Below are 17,431 nucleotides of genomic sequence, written 5' to 3' on the forward strand. Positions count from 1 at the left end.
GTCCGTGCAGGCCCCTCGACGTCAGTCGGTCGCACCGACCCGTGCTCGGACCGCACGCGTGGCCTCGACGATGTTGGCGAGGGAGGCGACCGTCTCCTCGTACCCTCGCGTCTTGAGTCCGCAGTCCGGGTTCACCCAGACCTGTCGCTGCGGGATCCCCTCCAGCGCGATCTCGAGCAACGCGGTCACCTCCGCGACGCTCGGCACCCGAGGCGAGTGGATGTCGTAGACGCCCGGGCCGATGCCGTGGTCGAAACCACTCGCCCGGATGTCGGACACGACCTCCATCCGAGACCGTGCCGCCTCGATGCTCGTCACGTCGGCGTCCAGTCGTCGGATCGCGTCGATCACCACACCGAACTCGGAGTAGCAGAGGTGGGTGTGGATCTGCGTCTCGGCGCGCACGCCCGCGGTCGCCAGCCGGAAGGAGCCCACCGACCAGTCGAGGTACCTCCCCTGGTCGGCCCGCCGGAGCGGGAGCAGTTCGCGGAGTGCGGGTTCGTCGACCTGGATGATGCGGATGCCGGCCCGCTCCAGGTCGGCGATCTCGTCACGCAGGGCGAGGGCGACCTGGTTCGCCGTCTCGGCGAGCGGTTGGTCGTCGCGCACGAACGACCAGGCGAGGATCGTCACCGGGCCCGTGAGCATGCCCTTCACCGGCTTGGTGGTCAACGACTGTGTGTAGGCCGACCACTCGACCGTGATCGGCGCCGGCCGCGAGACGTCACCCCACAGGATCGATGGACGGGTGCATCGCGAACCGTAGGACTGCACCCACCCGTGCTCCGTCACGGCGAACCCGTCGAGGTGCTCGGCGAAGTACTGGACCATGTCGTTGCGCTCGGGCTCACCGTGGACGACGACGTCGATGCCGAGGTCCTCCTGCAGCGCCACGACGCGCCCGATCTCCGCGCACATCGTCTCGACGTAGGCCTCCTCGTCGAGCGTCCCGGCGACCCGCTGCGCGCGGGCGCGACGGATGTCGCCGGTCTGCGGGAAGGAACCGATCGTCGTCGTCGGGAGGAACGGCAGGCCGAGCGCCTGCTCCTGCGCCGCGGCGCGCTCCTGGTAGTCGCCTCGGGTGAAGTCGGCTGGTGCGAGCGCTGCCGTCCGTGCGCGGATGGCGGCATCGACGACGCCGGGCGCGGCCAGCCGATCGTCGAGCGCGGCCGACGCTGCGGTGAGCTCGGCCGCGACGGACGCACGCCCCCGGGTGAGGCCGCGTGCGAGGACCGCGATCTGATCCACCTTCTGGTCGGCGAAGGCGAGCCAGCTCCGGAGACGGGGGTCGAGCTTCGTTTCCACCGACACGTCGTGCGGGACGTGCAGGAGGGACGTCGAGGTGGACACCGCGAGCTGCGGGAAGCGCTCCGCCGCGCGCGCCAGGAGATCGGCCGCGGCCGCCAGGTCGCCACGCCACACGTTGTGGCCGTCGATCACCCCAGCGACGACGGTCTTCGACGCGAGTCCGGCCGACGACTCCGGCAGGCCGCCTCGGACGAGGTCGACACCGACAGCCTCGACGCCCGAGGCGGCCAGCACCGGGAGGGCGTCGCCCAAGGCGCCGTAGGGAGCCGCGACGAAGATCGCCGGTCGGTCCGACACGGCGGACAGGACGGCCATCGATCGTTCGAGCGCCGCGAGGACCGTCGACCTCGGCACGTCGAACGTCTCCGACACCAGTGCGGGTTCGTCCAGCTGCACCCAGGGCGCGCCGGCAGCGGCGAGGCGCTGGAGGAGTTCCGCGTAGACGGGCAGCAACGCCTCCAGTCGATCGATCGGGGCGAATCCCGCTGAGGCCCCCTCGGCCGCCTTGGACAGCAGCAGGAACGTCACCGGGCCCACGATCACCGGCCGCGTCACGTACCCCTCGGCGAGGCCCTCGCGGAACTGCTCGACCACCCGGTCGTCGGAGAGCGCGAACGGCGTCGACTCACCGATCTCCGGGACGAGGTAGTGGTAGTTCGAGTCGAACCACTTCGTCATCTCGAGCGGGGCGAGGTCGCCGGCGCCACGAGCGATCGTGAACGCCCCGGCGAGGTCGACCCGACCGTCGGCCCCGACGAGCGTCGAGAAGCGGTCCGGGACGGCGCCGACGGTGAGCGCGGCGTCCAGGACCTGGTCGTAGAACGAGAAGCTCTCGGGGATCGCGGCGTTCGTCGGATCGAGGCCGAGCCCCGCGAGGCGGGCACGCGTGGCGGCGCGCAGCTCGAACGCCGTCCGCTCGAGCGCGTCGGCGTCGATCCGGCCGGCCCAGAAGGACTCGACGGCGCGCTTCAACTCCCGGTTCGGCCCGATGCGCGGGTAGCCGAGGATGGTGCCGACGGGGAATGCGGAGGTGGGGATCATCGTGCGTCCTTGCTGGTGAGTGGATCGGGGATGGGATGGCGGACCGGTCGGTCGCCTTGCATGGGGATGCCGGCACGGTGCAACACGTCGAGCACCGTCCGATCCTGGTTGAAGGCGTAGAGGTGGACGCCCGGCGCACCGCCCGCGACGACGTCGCGGATGAGTCGGGCGGAATACTCCGTGCCGATGTCGATCCGTCCCGCTTCGTCCGGCTCGACCTCGAGTGCGATGGCCAGGTCGCTCGGGAGCGCCTCGCCGCTGAGCTCGAGCACCCGACGCAGCCGCGCCGGACTCGTGATGGGCATCACGCCCGGCAGGATGGGCATGGTGACGCCGTGACGTCTCGCACGTTCGGCGAAGGCGAGGTAGTCGTCGGCATGGAAGAAGAGCTGGGTGATGGCGAGCGTCGCCCCCGCCGCCTGCTTGGCCAACAGGGTGTCGAGGTCCTGCGTCGTCGACCGGGAGCGCGGGTGACCGTTGGGGAACGCGGCGACCGCGATCCGAGGCCGACGGCGTCGACCGAGCTGCACCGCGCCCGGGAGTCCGGCCAGCGACCCCTCGGCGTACGGCTCGTGCTCGGCACTGACCCGGCCGATGAGCTGCACGAGTTCTGCGGCACTCCCCAGATCACCGAGGAAGGCGTCCCCCTCGACGGCTCCGGCGGGCGGGTCGCCGCGGAGCGCGAGGAAACTGTGCACCCCGGCATCGAGGAAGTCCTTGATGAGTCGGCTGGCCTGCGCGTGCGTCGAACCGACGCAGGTGAGATGGGCCATCGGGTCCACCGAGGTCGACGTCCGGATGCTCCGCAGCACGTCCAGGCTCGCCGTTCGCGAGGAACCACCGGCGCCGAAGGTGACCGAGATGAACTCCGGACCGGCGGCGGCCAGGTGCTCGACCGTCCGTGCGAGCGCGACGCCGCCGTCGAGCGTCTTCGGCGGGTACAGCTCGAACGAGAAGGGGGTGCGCCTGGGACAGGCCGGCTCCGTCGTGGTCATGAGGTCTCGTCTCGGTGGCAGCGGATCGAGAGCCGGCGACCACGCAGCACGCAGCGGTTCCGCTGGTGTGTCGTGGGCGGGTGCCGGGCTCGGCTGTCGCTCCGAATCCGCCGGTGAGGGCGGGTACGATGCGCACGACGATAGCAACGCCCGACGATCCGCGCGACGGACATCCGCCCGACAGCGTCATCCTGCGACACATTCCCTCGGCGGCGCTCCGGTCCTACGCTGATGCCATGACCATGGGCACCAGGCACCGGGGCGCCGAGCGCCGAGTACCCGGTTCGCGCGTCATCGCGTCCTGCGTGGCGGTGGTGATCGCCCTGTCCGGGTGCACGACCGCCGGTTCGCCCGTGCCGCGGGCGACACGCGCAGCCTCAGCCGAGGACATCGTGGTCGAATTCCGTCAGAACCGGGACCAGTACGCGAGCGACGGCGCGATCGTCCGGGTCGGTAACGGCGGCGACCACGACATCACGATCGTCGGACTCGAGCTGGCGGGGTCGGCGTTCACCGCGCCGACCGTCCGGGACCGATCCTCGACGGTCCGCGCTGGACAGACCACGGACCTCGCCGTCGAGCTGCCACCGATCGACTGCGACGCACGCGACGGGGACGTGCAGGTCGATCTCCTGCTCCGACTCGACGACGACTCGATCCTGTCCGCCGCCGACCTCCCCGATCCGACGAACGCGCTGCAGCGTATCCGTGCCTCGACGTGCACGGTGGCGGCCGTGCAGCGCATCGCCGAGGTGGCAGCAGCTCCCGGGATCCGCCTCGAGGGTGCCGGAGCCACGACGGTCGCCGTCCTGACGATCACTGCCGTGCCGACCGGCGCCCCGGGTCGGCTGGAGCTCGTCGCGCTGCGCTCGACCGTCCTGCTGCGACCGGCGCCGACGGACGGCGGCGGTGACCCACCCCAGGACTGGCCGCTCAGCCTGACCGTCAACGCCGCCGACGGCCCGCAGTCCTTCGAACTGCGGATCGTGCCGACGCGGTGCGACCCGCATGCCCTGGCGGAGGACAAAGTGGGGACCCTGTTCCCACTCGTCGTGCGGATCGACGACGGCCCGGAGGCCCTCATGACCCTGCCGCTCGACGCCGACACGGCGGAGGCGCTCAAGGATGCCGTCCGCGCGCGCTGCGCGTGAGGAGTCGGGTCAGCCGGCCACGGCGGGTGCCGGGACGACCTCGGCGAACGGCGCGAGGGCGGCGGCGAGCTCGGCACCGACCAGGGCGTGCACGATCGTGCCACGCTCGTCGTAGTCCGTCGACAGCACCTTGCCGCGTTCGTGCAGCAGCGTGACCAGGTCTCCGCGGTCGAAGGGCACGATGACGTGGACCTCGTTGCTCGGCGACGGGATCAGCGTCTCGATGCGCTCCATGAGCTCATCGATCCCGAGACCGGTGCGGGCCGATACGAAGACGGCGTCCGGGACGAGACCGCGGAGCACGAGCAGCTGGCCGTCGTCCACGAGGTCGGCCTTGTTGAACACGACCAGCTCGGGGATGTGCCGAGCTCCGACCTCACCGATGACATCTCGCACGGTGGCGATCTGGCCGGCCGGGTCGGGGTGCGCGGCGTCGACGACGTGCACGATGACGTCGCTGTCGGCGACCTCCTCGAGCGTCGAGCGGAAGGCCTCGACCAGCTGGTGCGGCAGGTTGCGCACGAAACCGACCGTGTCGGCCAGGGTGTACTCGCGTCCGTCGGAGGTCACGTTGCGGCGGACCGTCGCGTCGAGCGTCGCGAAGAGCGAGTTCTCGACCAGGACGCCGGCCTTCGTGATGCGGTTCAGCAGGCTCGACTTGCCGGCGTTCGTGTACCCCGCGATCGCGACCGACGGCACCGTGTTGCGGCGACGGTTCGCCCGCTTGGCCTCGCGCGCCGGCTTCATCGCCGTGATCGACTTACGCAGTTTCGCCATCCGGGTGTGGATGCGGCGTCGGTCGAGTTCGATCTTCGTCTCACCGGGGCCCCTCGACCCCATGCCGGCCCCGGCACCACCGACCTGACCACCGGCCTGACGGCTCATGGACTCACCCCAGCCGCGGAGGCGGGGCAGGAGGTACTCGAGTTGGGCGAGCTCGACCTGTGCCTTGCCCTCTCGGCTCTTCGCGTGCTGGCTGAAGATGTCGAGGATGACCGCCGTGCGGTCGATCACCTTCACGCCGACCGCGTCCTCGAGCGCGCGACGCTGGCTGGGTGCGAGTTCCGTGTCGGCGATCACCGTGTCGGCGCCGAGCGCCTGGACGATGGACTTCAGTTCCTGGGCCTTGCCTCGACCGAGATAGGTGCTCGGGTCGGGGTGCGGTTTGCGCTGCAGGAGCCCGTCGAGGACGACGGCGCCGGCGGTCTCCGCGAGCGCTGCGAGTTCGCGCAGGGAGTTCTCCGCGTCGTGGAGCGCACCCTGCGGGTAGACGCCGATGATGACGACGTTCTCGAGCCGGAGCTGCCGGTACTCGACCTCGGTGACGTCCTCGAGTTCGGTCGAGAGCCCGGCGACGCGACGGAGGGCTTGTCGGTCCTCGCGGTCGTACTGCTCGCCGTCGTCGGAGCTGCCTCCTGAGGCATCGCCCGTCTGCAGGGCCGCTGCACCGCTGCCGAACAGGGTGTACCCGCTCGATCGGGACGCGGCGCTCGTGAGCACGCGTGCGACGACGTCGTCGGGATCGGTGACCGAGGCGTCGTCCACCACCGCCTCGACATCGACATCGGTGTCGTCTGCGTGGTCCTGGGGTGCGTCCATCGGTGGTCTAGGCATCGCGTTAACCCTACTTCCTCCTGGTCCGGTACCGTTCCTGTATGTCGAACGAGCACTACTTCACCGCCGAACCCGCGAGCGAGTTGCAGCTCAAACCGATCACCGCACGCCTCGGCGGCGTCGACCGTTCGCTCGTCTCAGCGGGCGGCGTCTTCAGTCCGGGTCACCTCGATCAGGGCACCCAGGTGCTGCTCGCGAACACCCCTCCTCCCCCGCCGACGGGCGACCTCCTCGACATCGGCTGCGGCTGGGGCCCGATCGCCCTGTCGCTCGGGCTCGCGTCGCCGGACGCGACCGTCTGGGCGGTCGACGTCAACGAACGCGCGCTCGACCTGACCCGGATCAACGCGGAACGCCTCGGACTCGTCAACATCCGTGCTGTCCTCCCCGACCACGTCCCCGACACGGTCCGCTTCGCGACCATCTGGTCGAATCCGCCGATCCGCGTCGGCAAGGACGAACTGCACCGCATGCTGATGCACTGGTTGCCGCGGCTCGAGGACGAGGGTGACGCCTGGCTCGTCGTACAGAAGAACCTCGGCTCGGACTCGCTGCAGAAGTGGTTGCAGGAGCAGCTGCCGACGTCGTTCCACGTCGGACGTGCGGCCATGGCCAAGGGCTTCCGCGTCCTGCACGCCCGGCGCCGGGAGATCCGTTCGGCCTGACCGGCTCAGGCCAGGGTGATCGTCCCGGAGTAGACGAGCGTCGCCGGACCGGCCAGCACCACGTGCTCGCCGTCTGCGCCGGGAACCATGCGCACCCCGAGCACCCCGCCGGGCACCTCGACGCGCCAGTCGTTCGGAGCCGCCGCGCCCGCCCAGTGGCGGAACGCGAGCGCCGCGGCAGCCGTCCCGGTGCCACAGCTCAGGGTCTCGCCGCTCCCGCGCTCGTGGACGCGCATGCGGATCCGGGCCACACCGTCGGCGATGAGCGGCTCACCCGGGACGACCAACTCGACGTTGGCACCATGCGGCGGTACGGGGTCGAGCTGTGGGACGTAGTCCAGTTCCGCTCCGTCGAGTTCGGCGGCGTCGGCGACCGCAACGACGATGTGCGGGTTGCCGACGTCGATCCCGATCCCCGGGCGGGCCACGGGCAGCCCCTTCACCCGGACGAGCGTCTCCCGCTCGTCGAGGCTCCATCGGCCGAGGTCGACGACGTAGCCGAGCGGGTCGGAGCCGACCATCCGGACGCCGGCGCGGGTTCCGATGGCGAGCTGTTCACCGGGGGCCAGCTCCACGAGCCCGCTCTCGAGCAGGTAGTGGAGGAACACCCGGATGCCGTTGCCGCACATCTCCGCGACCGAACCGTCGGCGTTGTGGTAGTCCATGAACCACTCCGCGGCAGGGTCTTCAGCGAGCACGGCAGCCCCGGCTTCGAGGTGCGCGGACCGGACGGCGCGGATGACGCCGTCGGCCCCGATCCCGAAATGCCGGTCGCAGAGCGCCGCGATCTGGCTCGGATCGAGGGCCTCCTTGCCGTCAGGATCGGAGAAGAGCACGAAGTCGTTGCCCGTGCCGTGGCCCTTCGTGAAGGAGAGTGTCGACGCCATCCGACCAGTCTACGGGCGCACCCGGCGGGCCAGCTCACTCGCCTCGGCGCTGCCGCCCTCCACCCAGGTGATCGCCGGATAGCGCTTGAACCAGCTGACCTGACGGCGCGCGTACCGCCTCGTCAGACGCTGGGTCTCGGCGATCGCCTCCGCTTCGGTGAGCTCCGACCGCAGTTGCGCCACCGCTTGGGCGTACCCGATCGCACGGCCGGCGGTGACACCCTGCTCGAGGCCGTGCTCGAGCAGCTCGGCAGTCTCCGCGACGAGTCCTGCGTCCCACATCATCTCGACGCGCCGGTCGAGGCGCTCGACGAGGACCTCTCGCGGCGTCGTGACCCCGATGACTTCGACCGGCCGCCAGGGGACGGGGCGTTCCGGAAGCGCTGCACCGTGGCCGCGCTCGGCCAACTCGTGGACTTCGAGTGCGCGCACGACCCGGCGGGCGTTCGCCGCATCGATGCGCTCGGCGGTCGCGGGATCGGCCAGGCGGAGCCGCTCGATGAGCGACGGGAGCCCTTCCTCCTCGAGTTCCCGTTCCAGGCGCTCGCGCAGGGCGCGGTCTCTCGGCGGGAAGCGGAAGTCATGGATGACGCTCGAGACGTACAGCCCGGAACCGCCGACGAGGATCGGCGTCACCCCACGCGCGGTGAGCTCGTCGATCACCGCACGAGCCGTCGGCTGGTACCAGGCGACGGACGCCTCCTCCGTGACGTCCAGGACGTCGAAGAGGTGGTGCGGGATCCCGCGCCGCTCCTCCATGGGCAGCTTCGCGGTCCCGACGTCCATGCCGCGATAGAACTGCATGGCGTCGGCGTTGACGATCTCGGCTGGACGGCCCGCCTCGCGGAGAGCGGTCGCCAGCTCGAGCGACAGTGCGGACTTCCCCGTCCCGGTCGCTCCGACGACCGCGAGGAAGCCGGTCACCGGCGTTCGCCGTCGCTCGGGTCGTAGATGGGAGAGGTGGTCACGCCGACGGTCGGTGCCCCGATGCGCAGGCCAGGCAAGCCGAGCGAGACGCGGCCTGGCTCCGCCGCGGCGGCCGTCGTCGGCACACCGCAGGAATCGGCCTGAGCTCGATCCCAGGCGTCTCCGGCACGCGTCCGACGGACCCGCAGGGGTTCACCGCCGGGTGTGTCGGCGATGAGGTGGAACGACGCGGCCTCGGTGATCGTCACGGTCACGACGTCACCCGGTCGCGGCACCTCGGAGCCCGCCGGCACCTCGAAGTGGACAAGACGCGAGTCCTCGGCCCGCCCGCTCAGTCGATGCGTGGCGTCGTTCTTGCGCCCCTCCCCGACCGCGACGAGCAACTCGACCTGCCGGCCCACCTGACGCTGGTTCTCCTCGAGACTGATGCGGTCCTGCAATGCGATGAGGCGCGCGTACCGCTCCTGCACGACGGCCTTCGGAATCTGATCGGGCATCGTGGCCGCCGGCGTGCCCGCTCGGATCGAGTACTGGAAGGTGAAGGCGCTGGCGAACCGTGCGGCCTCGACCACGCGGAGGGTCTCCTGGAAGTCCTCCTCCGTCTCGCCGGGGAACCCGACGATGATGTCGGTCGAGATGGCCGCGTGGGGAATCCGCGCACGGACCCGGTCGAGGATCCCGAGGAAGCGCTCGGACCGGTACGAGCGACGCATCGCCTTGAGGATGCGGTCGGAACCCGATTGCAGCGGCATGTGCAGTTGCGGCATCACATTCGGCGTCTCGGCCATCGCGTCGATGACGTCGTCGGTGAAGGCAGCAGGGTGCGGGCTGGTGAACCGGACGCGTTCCAAGCCCTCGATCGTGCCCGCCGCCCGCAGGAGCTTGCCGAACGCCTGACGATCCCCGAACTCGACGCCGTAGGAGTTCACGTTCTGCCCGAGCAGCGTCACCTCGATAGCGCCGTCCTCGACGAGCGCGCGCAGCTCACCGAGGATCTCGCCCGGGCGACGGTCCTTCTCCTTGCCACGGAGCGACGGCACGATGCAGAAGGTGCACGTGTTGTTGCACCCGACGGAGATCGAGACCCAACCGCTGTAGCTGGAATCGCGTTTGGTCGGGAGGGTGGAGGGGAAGGTGTCGAGCGCCTCCAGGATCTCCAACTGGGCCTCGTCGTTGTGCCGGGCCCGCTCCAGCAACGACGGCAGTGAGCCCATGTTGTGCGTCCCGAAGACGACGTCCACCCACGGGGCCTTCTGGAGGATGACCTCCTTGTCCTTCTGCGCCAGACAACCGCCGACGGCGATCTGCATCCCGCTGCGCTGCTTCTTGATCGATGCCAGGTGGCCGAGGTTGCCGTACAGCTTGTTGTCGGCGTTCTCGCGGACCGCGCAGGTGTTGATGACCACGATGTCGGCCTGCTCGCCGTCCGCCTTGACGTAACCGGCGGCCTCGAGCGACCCGCTGAGCCGCTCTGAGTCGTGCACGTTCATCTGGCACCCGTAGGTGCGGACCTCATAACTCCGCTGCCGACCTGACTCGTCGATCGCGGCGGGTGAGGCGCTGATGACCGTGGGCGTCTCGACGATGCTGCTCATACCGGCAGTCTACGCGCGGCCCGAGACGCCTCCGGTCAGCGGAAACTCACGCCGGAACGCTTCGACCCCGACAGGGCACGCGAGCACGCCTCACGGATGATCGCCGAGCCGTATCCGCGTCTCGCGAGATAGGCCGACAGACGTCGCTCGGCCGTCGCCTGATCGAGGGAGCGCAGTTGACCGGCACGCTTCTCGGCGACCACCAGCGCTCGTCGGAGCTCGTCGTCGTCGTCGATGGCCTCGAGGGCCTCGGAGACGATCGAGGCGTCGATGCGTCGCGAGGAGAGTTCGCGGCCGATCACCGCACGGGACTGCCCCTTGCGGGTGTGCAGGCTCTCGACGAGTTGGCGTGCGAGTTCGGCATCGTCGAGATAGCCGCGTCGGCGGAGCTCGGCGAGGACGTGCTCGACCTCGTCGGGTGCGGCGTCGTGGCCGCGGAGGAGCTCCGCGATCTCCCACTCGGAACACCCGCGGCGGGCGAGTCGTCGCACCGCGAGCAGGTCGAGTTCGGCCAGCCGAACCTCCGGATCGACCGGAGCCTCGACCTCATCGGCTTCGGCGCGGTCGTCTGCGTCGTCCGGCGCCTCGACGACCGAGGTCCAGGCGAGCGTCCGCGGGTCGGGCTCGGGTGGTGTCGTCGGGCTGGTCGCCGCCGGGGCATCGCTCGACATGTCGCCCGGCGGGGTGGTCTCCCTCTCGACGCGCTCGGTGGACGTCCGTCGCAACGGAGCGACGGGACGCGCGACGGGCGCGGCCACGAGCGGAGCCTCGTCGGTCTGCCCGACGAACCAGCCGTCGGGTTCTGCCGTTGCATCGGGCGCCTGACGCCGACCGCCGAACAGCGAGGTCACGGGGGCCAAGCGCTCCGACGACTCGTCGGCCGGACCGGCGGGAGGGAAGGAGACGACCATGGTGACCTCGCTGTTCGGGGCGCGCGCTACGCGCTGCGCTTCGCGGCGGACTTCGATGCGCCGGCGGCTGCGAGCTGCGGGGCTCCACCGGTCGCCGCCTCGAGCGCGGCGGCCTCGGCAGCAGCGACCTCGGCTGCGGCGGCATCCGCAGCCTTCTTGGTGGCGGCACCCTCGGCGCCGACACCGAGCTTGCCGAGGATCCGGCGCTCGATCTCAGCGGCGATGTCCGGGTTCTTCAGCAGGAAGTTCCGGGCGTTCTCCTTGCCCTGACCGAGCTGATCGCCCTCGTAGGTGTACCAGGCGCCGGCCTTCTTGACGATGGCGTGCTCGACACCGAAGTCGATCAACGACCCCTCGCGCGAGATGCCCACGCCGTACAGGATGTCGAACTCGGCCTGCCGGAAGGGCGGAGCCATCTTGTTCTTGACGACCTTCACGCGCGTACGGTTACCCACGGCCTCCGTGCCGTCCTTCAGCGTCTCGATGCGACGGATGTCGAGGCGGACCGAGGCGTAGAACTTCAGGGCCTTACCACCGGCGGTCGTCTCGGGGCTGCCGAACATCACACCGATCTTCTCGCGCAGCTGGTTGATGAAGATCATCGTCGTGTTCGTCTGGTTCAGGCCACCGGTCAGCTTGCGCAGTGCCTGCGACATGAGGCGGGCCTGCAGACCGACGTGCGAGTCACCCATGTCGCCCTCGATCTCGGCGCGGGGTACGAGCGCGGCGACGGAGTCGATCACGATGAGGTCGATGGAACCCGAGCGCACGAGCATGTCGGCGATCTCGAGCGCCTGCTCACCCGTGTCGGGCTGGGAGACGAGCAGCGAGTCGATGTCGACGCCGAGCTTCTTGGCGTACTCGGGGTCGAGCGCGTGCTCGGCGTCGATGAAGGCGGCGATGCCGCCGGCACGCTGGGCGTTCGCGATGGCGTGCAGCGTGAGCGTCGTCTTACCCGAGGACTCAGGCCCGTAGATCTCGACGATGCGGCCTCGCGGGAGCCCTCCGATGCCGAGCGCGACGTCGAGGGCGATCGAGCCGGTGGAGACGACCTCGACCGGTGCACGCTCGTCACTGCCGAGGCGCATCACCGAGCCCTTGCCGAACTGACGGTCGATCTGGGCGAGTGCGGTTTCGAGGGACTTCTCGCGTTCAGCTGGACTTGGCATGGTGTGCTTCTCTCTGCTCGGTGTCGGGTGCCTATAGGCTGTCGCCGCGTGTTCCGGGACCCGCTTCTGCTGAAGATCGGGGCCCGAGGGCGACAAGGCGTCGGTCGTTCCTGGTGTCTCCGACGGTACGCGCCACCACCGACATGCGCCGGTGGACGACCCGATCCGTGCAGAACGCACTCACGAATGATCCTGTGGAGGACACTAGCACCACTAGAACGGATGTTCGATACCGATCTGGCGGCGTGTCGAAGACCGCTTCGCCCGTGAGGCGGGACGCGTCACGCGCCCGGCTGCAGCCGTCCGACACCGTGGCGTCGCTCGTCCGGCACGTCGGTCGCGGTACACAGCGCGATCCAGACGTCGCGGGGCGGGACACCCGCGCGCAACGCCTCCTCGGCGGTCTTCGAGCCGAACTCGGTGAGTCCGAGGTCACCGGTGAGCACCGCTCCGTACGCCACACCGAACTCGTCGGCGACGGCCGTCCTGAACTCACTCAGCTTCATTCCTGCTCCTGTCCCTTCCTCCGTCGTCCGTCCGGACGCGGAAACGCCCCGGGAGAGGGATCCCGGGGCGTTCTGCTGCCGTGCTCGCTCGATCAGCGGGAGACGAGTTCGTCCAGCTCGTTGACCAGTTCGTCCGGAACGGTGTCCGGGATGTTCGGGGAGAGACCCTCGATGACCGCGAGGCGGTCGCCGACCTCTCGCATGATGACGGAGATGGGGGTGTCGAGGGCGTCGGCCACCGAGGCGAGGATCTCGCTCGATGCCTCCTTCTGGCCTCGTTCGACCTCGCTCAGGTATCCGAGTGCGACGCTCGCCTTACTCGCCACCTGGCGCAGCGTGCGACCCTTCTGCAACCGGAAGTCCCTCAGCACGTCGCCGATCTCTTGACGGACTAGAACCACGTGACCCTCCCTCTGTGCTCTACGACCTCGTGTCGTACAGCGCTCTGCTTCTGCAACGCGGATTCACGTCGTCCCAGCTGATCGCCGTCTCGTTCGTGGATGGCCAACATTACAACCACCGTATGCCGAACAGTAACCAGGATCACTGGGCTTTTCTTGTGAATACGTCATCTGTAACGCGATGGAAACGGACGGTATTCCGCCGAACCGAGTCGGCGTTCACTCGAGTGCGCCGAGTTCGCGAACGAGCGCCTCCAACGCGAGCTCGACGGTCCGGTGTCGGATCTCCTGACGGCCTCCGTCGAGGGTGAGCGGCACCACCCGTCCACCCGCTCGCGTCACGATGCCCACGAAGACCGTCCCGACGGCCTGGCCGTCCTGCGGGTCCGGTCCGGCGACGCCGGTCGTCGCGATACCGACGTCGGCTGGAAGCCCGTCGATCGCCAGGGCACGGCGCGCGCCATCGGCCATCTGCAGGGCCACCTCCGGGTGCACGGCACCGTGGAGCGCGAGGAGGCCGGCGTCGACTCCGAGCAACGAGTGCTTCAGGCGGGTGTCGTAAGCGACCACACCGCCTCGGACCGTCGCGGACGCGCCGGGGACGCTGATGAGCGCCGCGGCCAGCAGCCCGCCGGTCAGGGACTCCGCGACACCGATCGTCAACCGGGCGTCGATGAGGGCGTGGACCGCCGAGGCTGCACCGGCGTCGGCCGACTCGACGGCATCGGACGTCATCGCTCGACCTGCCGGTCGGCGCGCGACCCGCGGACGGCGGTGACGACGTAGTCGATGCCGCTCGCGATGGTCAGGAGCACGGCGATGGTCATGAACACCGCGTTCACCCAGAGCACCCAGTCACCGAGGAGCACCCAGAACGGCGCGAGGGCGAGCGAGATCGCGACGGCCTGCGCCAGGGTCTTGAGCTTCCCCATCCACGCGGCGGCGACGACATGGTCGGAGATCACGATGAAGCGGTGGACGGTGATGCCGATCTCGCGCACGAGCACGACGATCGTGACCCACCACGGCAGTTCGCCGAGGATCGACAACGCGACGAGCGCTCCACCCGTCAGCACCTTGTCGGCGATCGGATCGAGGATCTTGCCGAGGTCCGTCACGAGGTTGCGACTGCGGGCGATGTGTCCGTCGATGCCGTCGCTCGCGATCGCGACGACGAAGAGCAGTGCCGCCCACCACCGCAGTGCGCCGTCGGAACCGTCGTCCGCCAGTAGCATCCACATGAACACGGGCGCGAGCACGATCCTCGCCACGGTGATCGCGTTCGGGAGGTTCCAGTTCGAGATGCGCGGCTCAGCAGCCGACGCGTTCGATGCCGTCATGTCTACTCCCGACCGGTGAGACTCCAGGCGTCTTCGTCAGAACCGCCCTCGACCTCAGGATAGTCCTGGAACTGGGCCTCGACCGGGTCCGCGCCGTAGGGGTCGGGCTCGACGCCGCCGACAGCGCCGACGACCGGAGCGGCCGCAGCTGCTGTCGATGCCGCCGCCGCGGGGGCCGGAGCGCCCGAGCCGTCGTCCTCGCCGCGCAGACGGGCCAGGACCCCCGGCAGCTGCTCGGCGGTGACGAGGACGTCTCGGGCCTTAGAACCCTCGGAGGGGCCGACGATCTCGCGGGACTCCATGAGGTCCATGAGCCGGCCGGCCTTCGCGAAACCGACCCGGAGCTTCCGCTGCAGCATCGAGGTCGATCCGAACTGCGTCGACACCACGAGCTCCGCTGCTGCGAGCAGCAGTTCGAGGTCGTCGCCGATGTCCGCGTCGATCTCCTTGCGCTCCGCGACGGCCTGGACGTCCTTTCGGTACTCCGGCCGCGCCTGGTTGGTGACATGCTCGACGACCCGCTGGATCTCGTTCTCGCCGACCCAGGCACCCTGCACGCGGATGGACTTGTTCGCGCCCATCGGCAGGAACAGGGCGTCACCCTGGCCGATGAGCTTGTCGGCGCCCGGCTGGTCGAGGATGACCCGCGAGTCGGTGACGCTCGTGACGGCGAAGGCGAGGCGGGAGGGGACGTTCGCCTTGATGAGGCCGGTGACGACGTCGACCGACGGACGCTGCGTCGCGAGGACGAGGTGGATACCGGACGCACGGGCCAGCTGCGTGATGCGGACGATCGAGTCCTCGACGTCGCGGGGCGCGACCATCATCAGGTCGGCGAGCTCGTCGACGACGACCAGCAGGTACGGGTAGGGCTTCAGCACGCGTTCGCTTCCCGCGGGGAGGACGATCTCGCCTGCCACGACGGCCTTGTTGAAGTCGTCGATGTGCCGGTAGCCGAAGCTCGCGAGGTCGTCGTACCGCATGTCCATCTCCTTCACGACCCACTGCAGCGCTTCCGCCGCCTTCTTCGGGTTCGTGATGATGGGCGTGATGAGGTGAGGGACGCCCGCGTACGGCGCGAGCTCGACGCGCTTGGGGTCGATGAGGACCATGCGCACCTCACTCGGCTTGGCGCGCATGAGCAACGAGGTGATCATCGAGTTGACGAAGACCGACTTGCCGGAGCCGGTCGACCCGGCGACCAGGAGGTGCGGCATCTTCGCGAGGTTCGCGACGACGTAGCCGCCGCCGACGTCCTTGCCGACGCCGATCGTCATCGGGTGGTTGCTGTTCGTGGCCGCCGTCGACCGCAGGATGTCGCCGAGGGTGACGATCTCGCGGTCGGTGTTCGGGATCTCGATACCGATGGCGCTCTTCCCCGGGATGGGCGAGAGGATGCGGACCTCGTTGGACGCCACGGCGTAGGAGAGGTTCTTGCTGAGCGCCGTCACGCGCTCGACCTTGACGCCCGGGCCGAGCTCGATCTCGTACTGCGTCACGGTCGGGCCGCGGGAGAAGCCGGTGACCTTCGCGTCGACGCCGAACTGGTCGAGGACGCTCGTGATCGCGGCGACCGCTTCGTCGTTGGCCGCGCTGTGGGTCTTCGCGGGCTCCCCCGCAGCCAGCGTCCCTGCGGACGGGAGACGGTAGGGCGTGTCGTCCTGGCCCTGCTGCGCCATCGGGCGCGCCGAGAAGTCGATCTGGTCGGGTGCACCGAGGAGCGCGGGGTCGAGGTCTTCGATGACCTCCGTCGCGCCGGGGATGCTGTCGTCGTGCAGACCCGTCTGCGGCTTGATCTCGCCCGTGTTGAACCGCTTGACGGCGCTCTCCGCCGCTTCGAGGTCGCCGAGGAGCTCGGAGCCGAAGGCGTCGTGCACCGGCGCGGCTTTCGGCGACGCGGCAGGCGCGGCCACCGGTTCGAGCGGCGAGTCGAATCCGCCGGACGGCTTCTCGAGACCGAGGAGCTCGGTCATGTTGTCGCCCATGAGCGGGTCCTCGAACGTCGGGTCGTCCTCGCGGCGGCTCGTGTTGCGACGCCACCACGGCAGGGCCGCCGGCTCGTCGGGTTCCTCGTCGAGGTCGTCGAGTCGCTTCGTCCGCGCACGCTTCGGCTCTGCGGGCTCTCCCTCAGGTGCCTCCGGCTGCTCGCCGAACATCCAGGTGGAGAACTGCCGCACGCGGGCACCGACGCGGTTCGGGGGCGTCTTCGTCACGATGAAGAGACTGAGGAGGATCAGGAGCGAGATGAGGACGGTCGCGCCGATCGGGGTGATGATCGCGGCGAGCGGAGCGCCGAGGATCCACCCGAGGAGACCGCCGGCCTGCGCCAACGCGGGCAGGCCTTGACTCGGGTTCGGCTGGCCACCGTGGATGTGGCAGAGCGCCGAGATGCTGATCAGGAGCAGACCGAGGCCGATGCTGATGCGGCCGTTGTCGTCGACCGAGGCCGGGTGCCGGAACAGCCAGACCGCGAAGACGATCATGATGACCGGGAGCACGAAGGCGAGTCGGCCGAAGAGGCCTCCGAACGACCAGGCGTCGAAGGTCTGGGCGACCGGGTCGGCCGCGCCGAACCACTCGACGACGGCACCGACGACGGCGAGCAGGAAGAGCAGGAAGGGGAAGCCGTCGCGACGGTCCTCCTTGGCGATGCGCTCGGGACCGAGGGCGCGGACCGCTCCACCGACGCCGTGCGCGAGACCGAGCCACATCGAGGTCAGCACACTGCGCTGCTCCTCGGCGGCCGGATAGGCGACGGTCTTCTGCTGCTTCGTCGTCGACGCGCCCGCCTTGGGGCCGGCTTTGGTGTTCGTCTTCGTGCTCGTGGTGCGCGACGAAGCGCCGCTCGGCGAGGAAGCGCTGCGCGAACGGCTGGTCGAGTTGGAACGTGCGGCCATGCGTTCACGGTACTCGTCGCCACC

Annotated in this window: 15 protein-coding genes; 2 read left to right on the plus strand and 13 right to left on the minus strand. The window is 69.7% G+C overall.

Annotation, left to right across the window (positions count from 1 at the left end; translation table 11 throughout):
• Positions 1 to 21: 21 nt before the first annotated feature.
• Both metE and AC4PMY_RS15060 read right to left on the minus strand, forming a co-directional pair.
• The gene (gene metE / locus AC4PMY_RS15055) at positions 22 to 2,349 is read right to left on the minus strand and encodes a 5-methyltetrahydropteroyltriglutamate--homocysteine S-methyltransferase (protein ID WP_491623105.1); all 2,328 of its coding nucleotides are present in this window, start codon (positions 2,347 to 2,349) and stop codon (positions 22 to 24) included.
• Positions 2,346 to 3,344, minus strand: coding sequence for a methylenetetrahydrofolate reductase (locus tag AC4PMY_RS15060; RefSeq protein WP_491623106.1), 999 nt, complete (start codon positions 3,342 to 3,344; stop codon positions 2,346 to 2,348). The genes metE and AC4PMY_RS15060 overlap by 4 nt, the downstream gene beginning before the upstream one ends.
• A 236-nt stretch (positions 3,345 to 3,580) precedes the next feature.
• On the opposite strand from AC4PMY_RS15060, the gene AC4PMY_RS15065 reads away from it, so the two are divergent.
• A complete protein-coding gene (locus AC4PMY_RS15065) occupies positions 3,581 to 4,495 on the plus strand; it encodes a hypothetical protein (RefSeq protein ID WP_491623107.1) in 915 nt (304 codons plus the stop codon).
• 9 nt (positions 4,496 to 4,504) lie between these two features.
• Here AC4PMY_RS15065 and hflX read toward each other — a convergent pair whose 3' ends face one another.
• Positions 4,505 to 6,109, minus strand: a complete 1,605-nt coding sequence (hflX, locus tag AC4PMY_RS15070) for a GTPase HflX (protein ID WP_228498742.1) — start codon at positions 6,107 to 6,109, stop codon at positions 4,505 to 4,507.
• A gap of 41 nt (positions 6,110 to 6,150) precedes the next feature.
• Between hflX and AC4PMY_RS15075 the strand changes: the two genes are divergently transcribed.
• Entirely contained in the window at positions 6,151 to 6,774 is a 624-nt protein-coding gene (locus tag AC4PMY_RS15075) for a class I SAM-dependent methyltransferase (protein WP_491623108.1), read from the plus strand.
• 5 nt (positions 6,775 to 6,779) lie between these two features.
• On the opposite strand, the gene dapF is transcribed toward AC4PMY_RS15075, so the two are convergent.
• From dapF to AC4PMY_RS15125, 10 genes are all read right to left on the minus strand, one after another.
• A complete protein-coding gene (gene dapF / locus AC4PMY_RS15080; RefSeq protein WP_491623109.1) occupies positions 6,780 to 7,661 on the minus strand; it encodes a diaminopimelate epimerase in 882 nt (293 codons plus the stop codon).
• 9 nt (positions 7,662 to 7,670) lie between these two features.
• The gene (gene miaA, locus AC4PMY_RS15085) at positions 7,671 to 8,585 is read right to left on the minus strand and encodes a tRNA (adenosine(37)-N6)-dimethylallyltransferase MiaA (RefSeq protein ID WP_491623110.1); all 915 of its coding nucleotides are present in this window, start codon (positions 8,583 to 8,585) and stop codon (positions 7,671 to 7,673) included.
• Positions 8,582 to 10,183 carry a tRNA (N6-isopentenyl adenosine(37)-C2)-methylthiotransferase MiaB gene (gene miaB, locus AC4PMY_RS15090; protein ID WP_491623111.1) on the minus strand — a complete coding sequence of 534 codons (1,602 nt, stop codon included), beginning with the start codon at positions 10,181 to 10,183 and terminating at the stop codon, positions 8,582 to 8,584. The genes miaA and miaB overlap by 4 nt, the downstream gene beginning before the upstream one ends.
• 35 nt (positions 10,184 to 10,218) lie before the next feature.
• Complete coding sequence (locus tag AC4PMY_RS15095) at positions 10,219 to 11,094, minus strand: regulatory protein RecX (protein ID WP_491623112.1); 876 nt, start codon at positions 11,092 to 11,094, stop codon at positions 10,219 to 10,221.
• 26 nt (positions 11,095 to 11,120) lie between these two features.
• Entirely contained in the window at positions 11,121 to 12,263 is a 1,143-nt protein-coding gene (gene recA / locus AC4PMY_RS15100) for a recombinase RecA (RefSeq protein ID WP_079002686.1), read from the minus strand.
• A gap of 281 nt (positions 12,264 to 12,544) precedes the next feature.
• A complete protein-coding gene (locus AC4PMY_RS15105) occupies positions 12,545 to 12,769 on the minus strand; it encodes a DUF3046 domain-containing protein (protein ID WP_064294442.1) in 225 nt (74 codons plus the stop codon).
• Between the two features lie 92 nt (positions 12,770 to 12,861).
• Positions 12,862 to 13,170, minus strand: coding sequence for a helix-turn-helix domain-containing protein (locus AC4PMY_RS15110; protein ID WP_056012120.1), 309 nt, complete (start codon positions 13,168 to 13,170; stop codon positions 12,862 to 12,864).
• Positions 13,171 to 13,389: 219 nt separating this feature from the next.
• Positions 13,390 to 13,905: a CinA family protein gene (locus tag AC4PMY_RS15115; RefSeq protein WP_121291748.1), complete on the minus strand. Its 516-nt coding sequence runs from the start codon at positions 13,903 to 13,905 to the stop codon at positions 13,390 to 13,392.
• Positions 13,902 to 14,510, minus strand: coding sequence for a CDP-diacylglycerol--glycerol-3-phosphate 3-phosphatidyltransferase (gene pgsA / locus AC4PMY_RS15120; protein ID WP_071262308.1), 609 nt, complete (start codon positions 14,508 to 14,510; stop codon positions 13,902 to 13,904). Before pgsA ends, AC4PMY_RS15115 begins: the two co-directional genes overlap by 4 nt.
• A gap of 2 nt (positions 14,511 to 14,512) precedes the next feature.
• Complete coding sequence (locus AC4PMY_RS15125) at positions 14,513 to 17,407, minus strand: FtsK/SpoIIIE family DNA translocase (RefSeq protein ID WP_491623113.1); 2,895 nt, start codon at positions 17,405 to 17,407, stop codon at positions 14,513 to 14,515.
• Positions 17,408 to 17,431 lie beyond the last annotated feature (24 nt).

This window comes from Plantibacter sp. MDV22-iso1, assembly GCF_058408345.1.

Bases quoted from the DNA above. Each gene is read 5' to 3' on its own strand.
- metE (WP_491623105.1), bottom strand. From the start codon at position 2,349: ATGATCCCCACCTCCGCATTCCCCGTCGGCACCATCCTCGGCTACCCG.
- AC4PMY_RS15060 (WP_491623106.1), bottom strand. From the start codon at position 3,344: ATGACCACGACGGAGCCGGCCTGTCCCAGGCGCACCCCCTTCTCGTTC.
- AC4PMY_RS15065 (WP_491623107.1), top strand. From the start codon at position 3,581: ATGACCATGGGCACCAGGCACCGGGGCGCCGAGCGCCGAGTACCCGGT.
- hflX (WP_228498742.1), bottom strand. From the start codon at position 6,109: ATGCCTAGACCACCGATGGACGCACCCCAGGACCACGCAGACGACACC.
- AC4PMY_RS15075 (WP_491623108.1), top strand. From the start codon at position 6,151: ATGTCGAACGAGCACTACTTCACCGCCGAACCCGCGAGCGAGTTGCAG.
- dapF (WP_491623109.1), bottom strand. From the start codon at position 7,661: ATGGCGTCGACACTCTCCTTCACGAAGGGCCACGGCACGGGCAACGAC.
- miaB (WP_491623111.1), bottom strand. From the start codon at position 10,183: ATGAGCAGCATCGTCGAGACGCCCACGGTCATCAGCGCCTCACCCGCC.
- AC4PMY_RS15095 (WP_491623112.1), bottom strand. From the start codon at position 11,094: ATGGTCGTCTCCTTCCCTCCCGCCGGTCCGGCCGACGAGTCGTCGGAG.
- recA (WP_079002686.1), bottom strand. From the start codon at position 12,263: ATGCCAAGTCCAGCTGAACGCGAGAAGTCCCTCGAAACCGCACTCGCC.
- AC4PMY_RS15105 (WP_064294442.1), bottom strand. From the start codon at position 12,769: ATGAAGCTGAGTGAGTTCAGGACGGCCGTCGCCGACGAGTTCGGTGTG.
- AC4PMY_RS15115 (WP_121291748.1), bottom strand. From the start codon at position 13,905: ATGACGTCCGATGCCGTCGAGTCGGCCGACGCCGGTGCAGCCTCGGCG.
- pgsA (WP_071262308.1), bottom strand. From the start codon at position 14,510: ATGACGGCATCGAACGCGTCGGCTGCTGAGCCGCGCATCTCGAACTGG.
- AC4PMY_RS15125 (WP_491623113.1), bottom strand. From the start codon at position 17,407: ATGGCCGCACGTTCCAACTCGACCAGCCGTTCGCGCAGCGCTTCCTCG.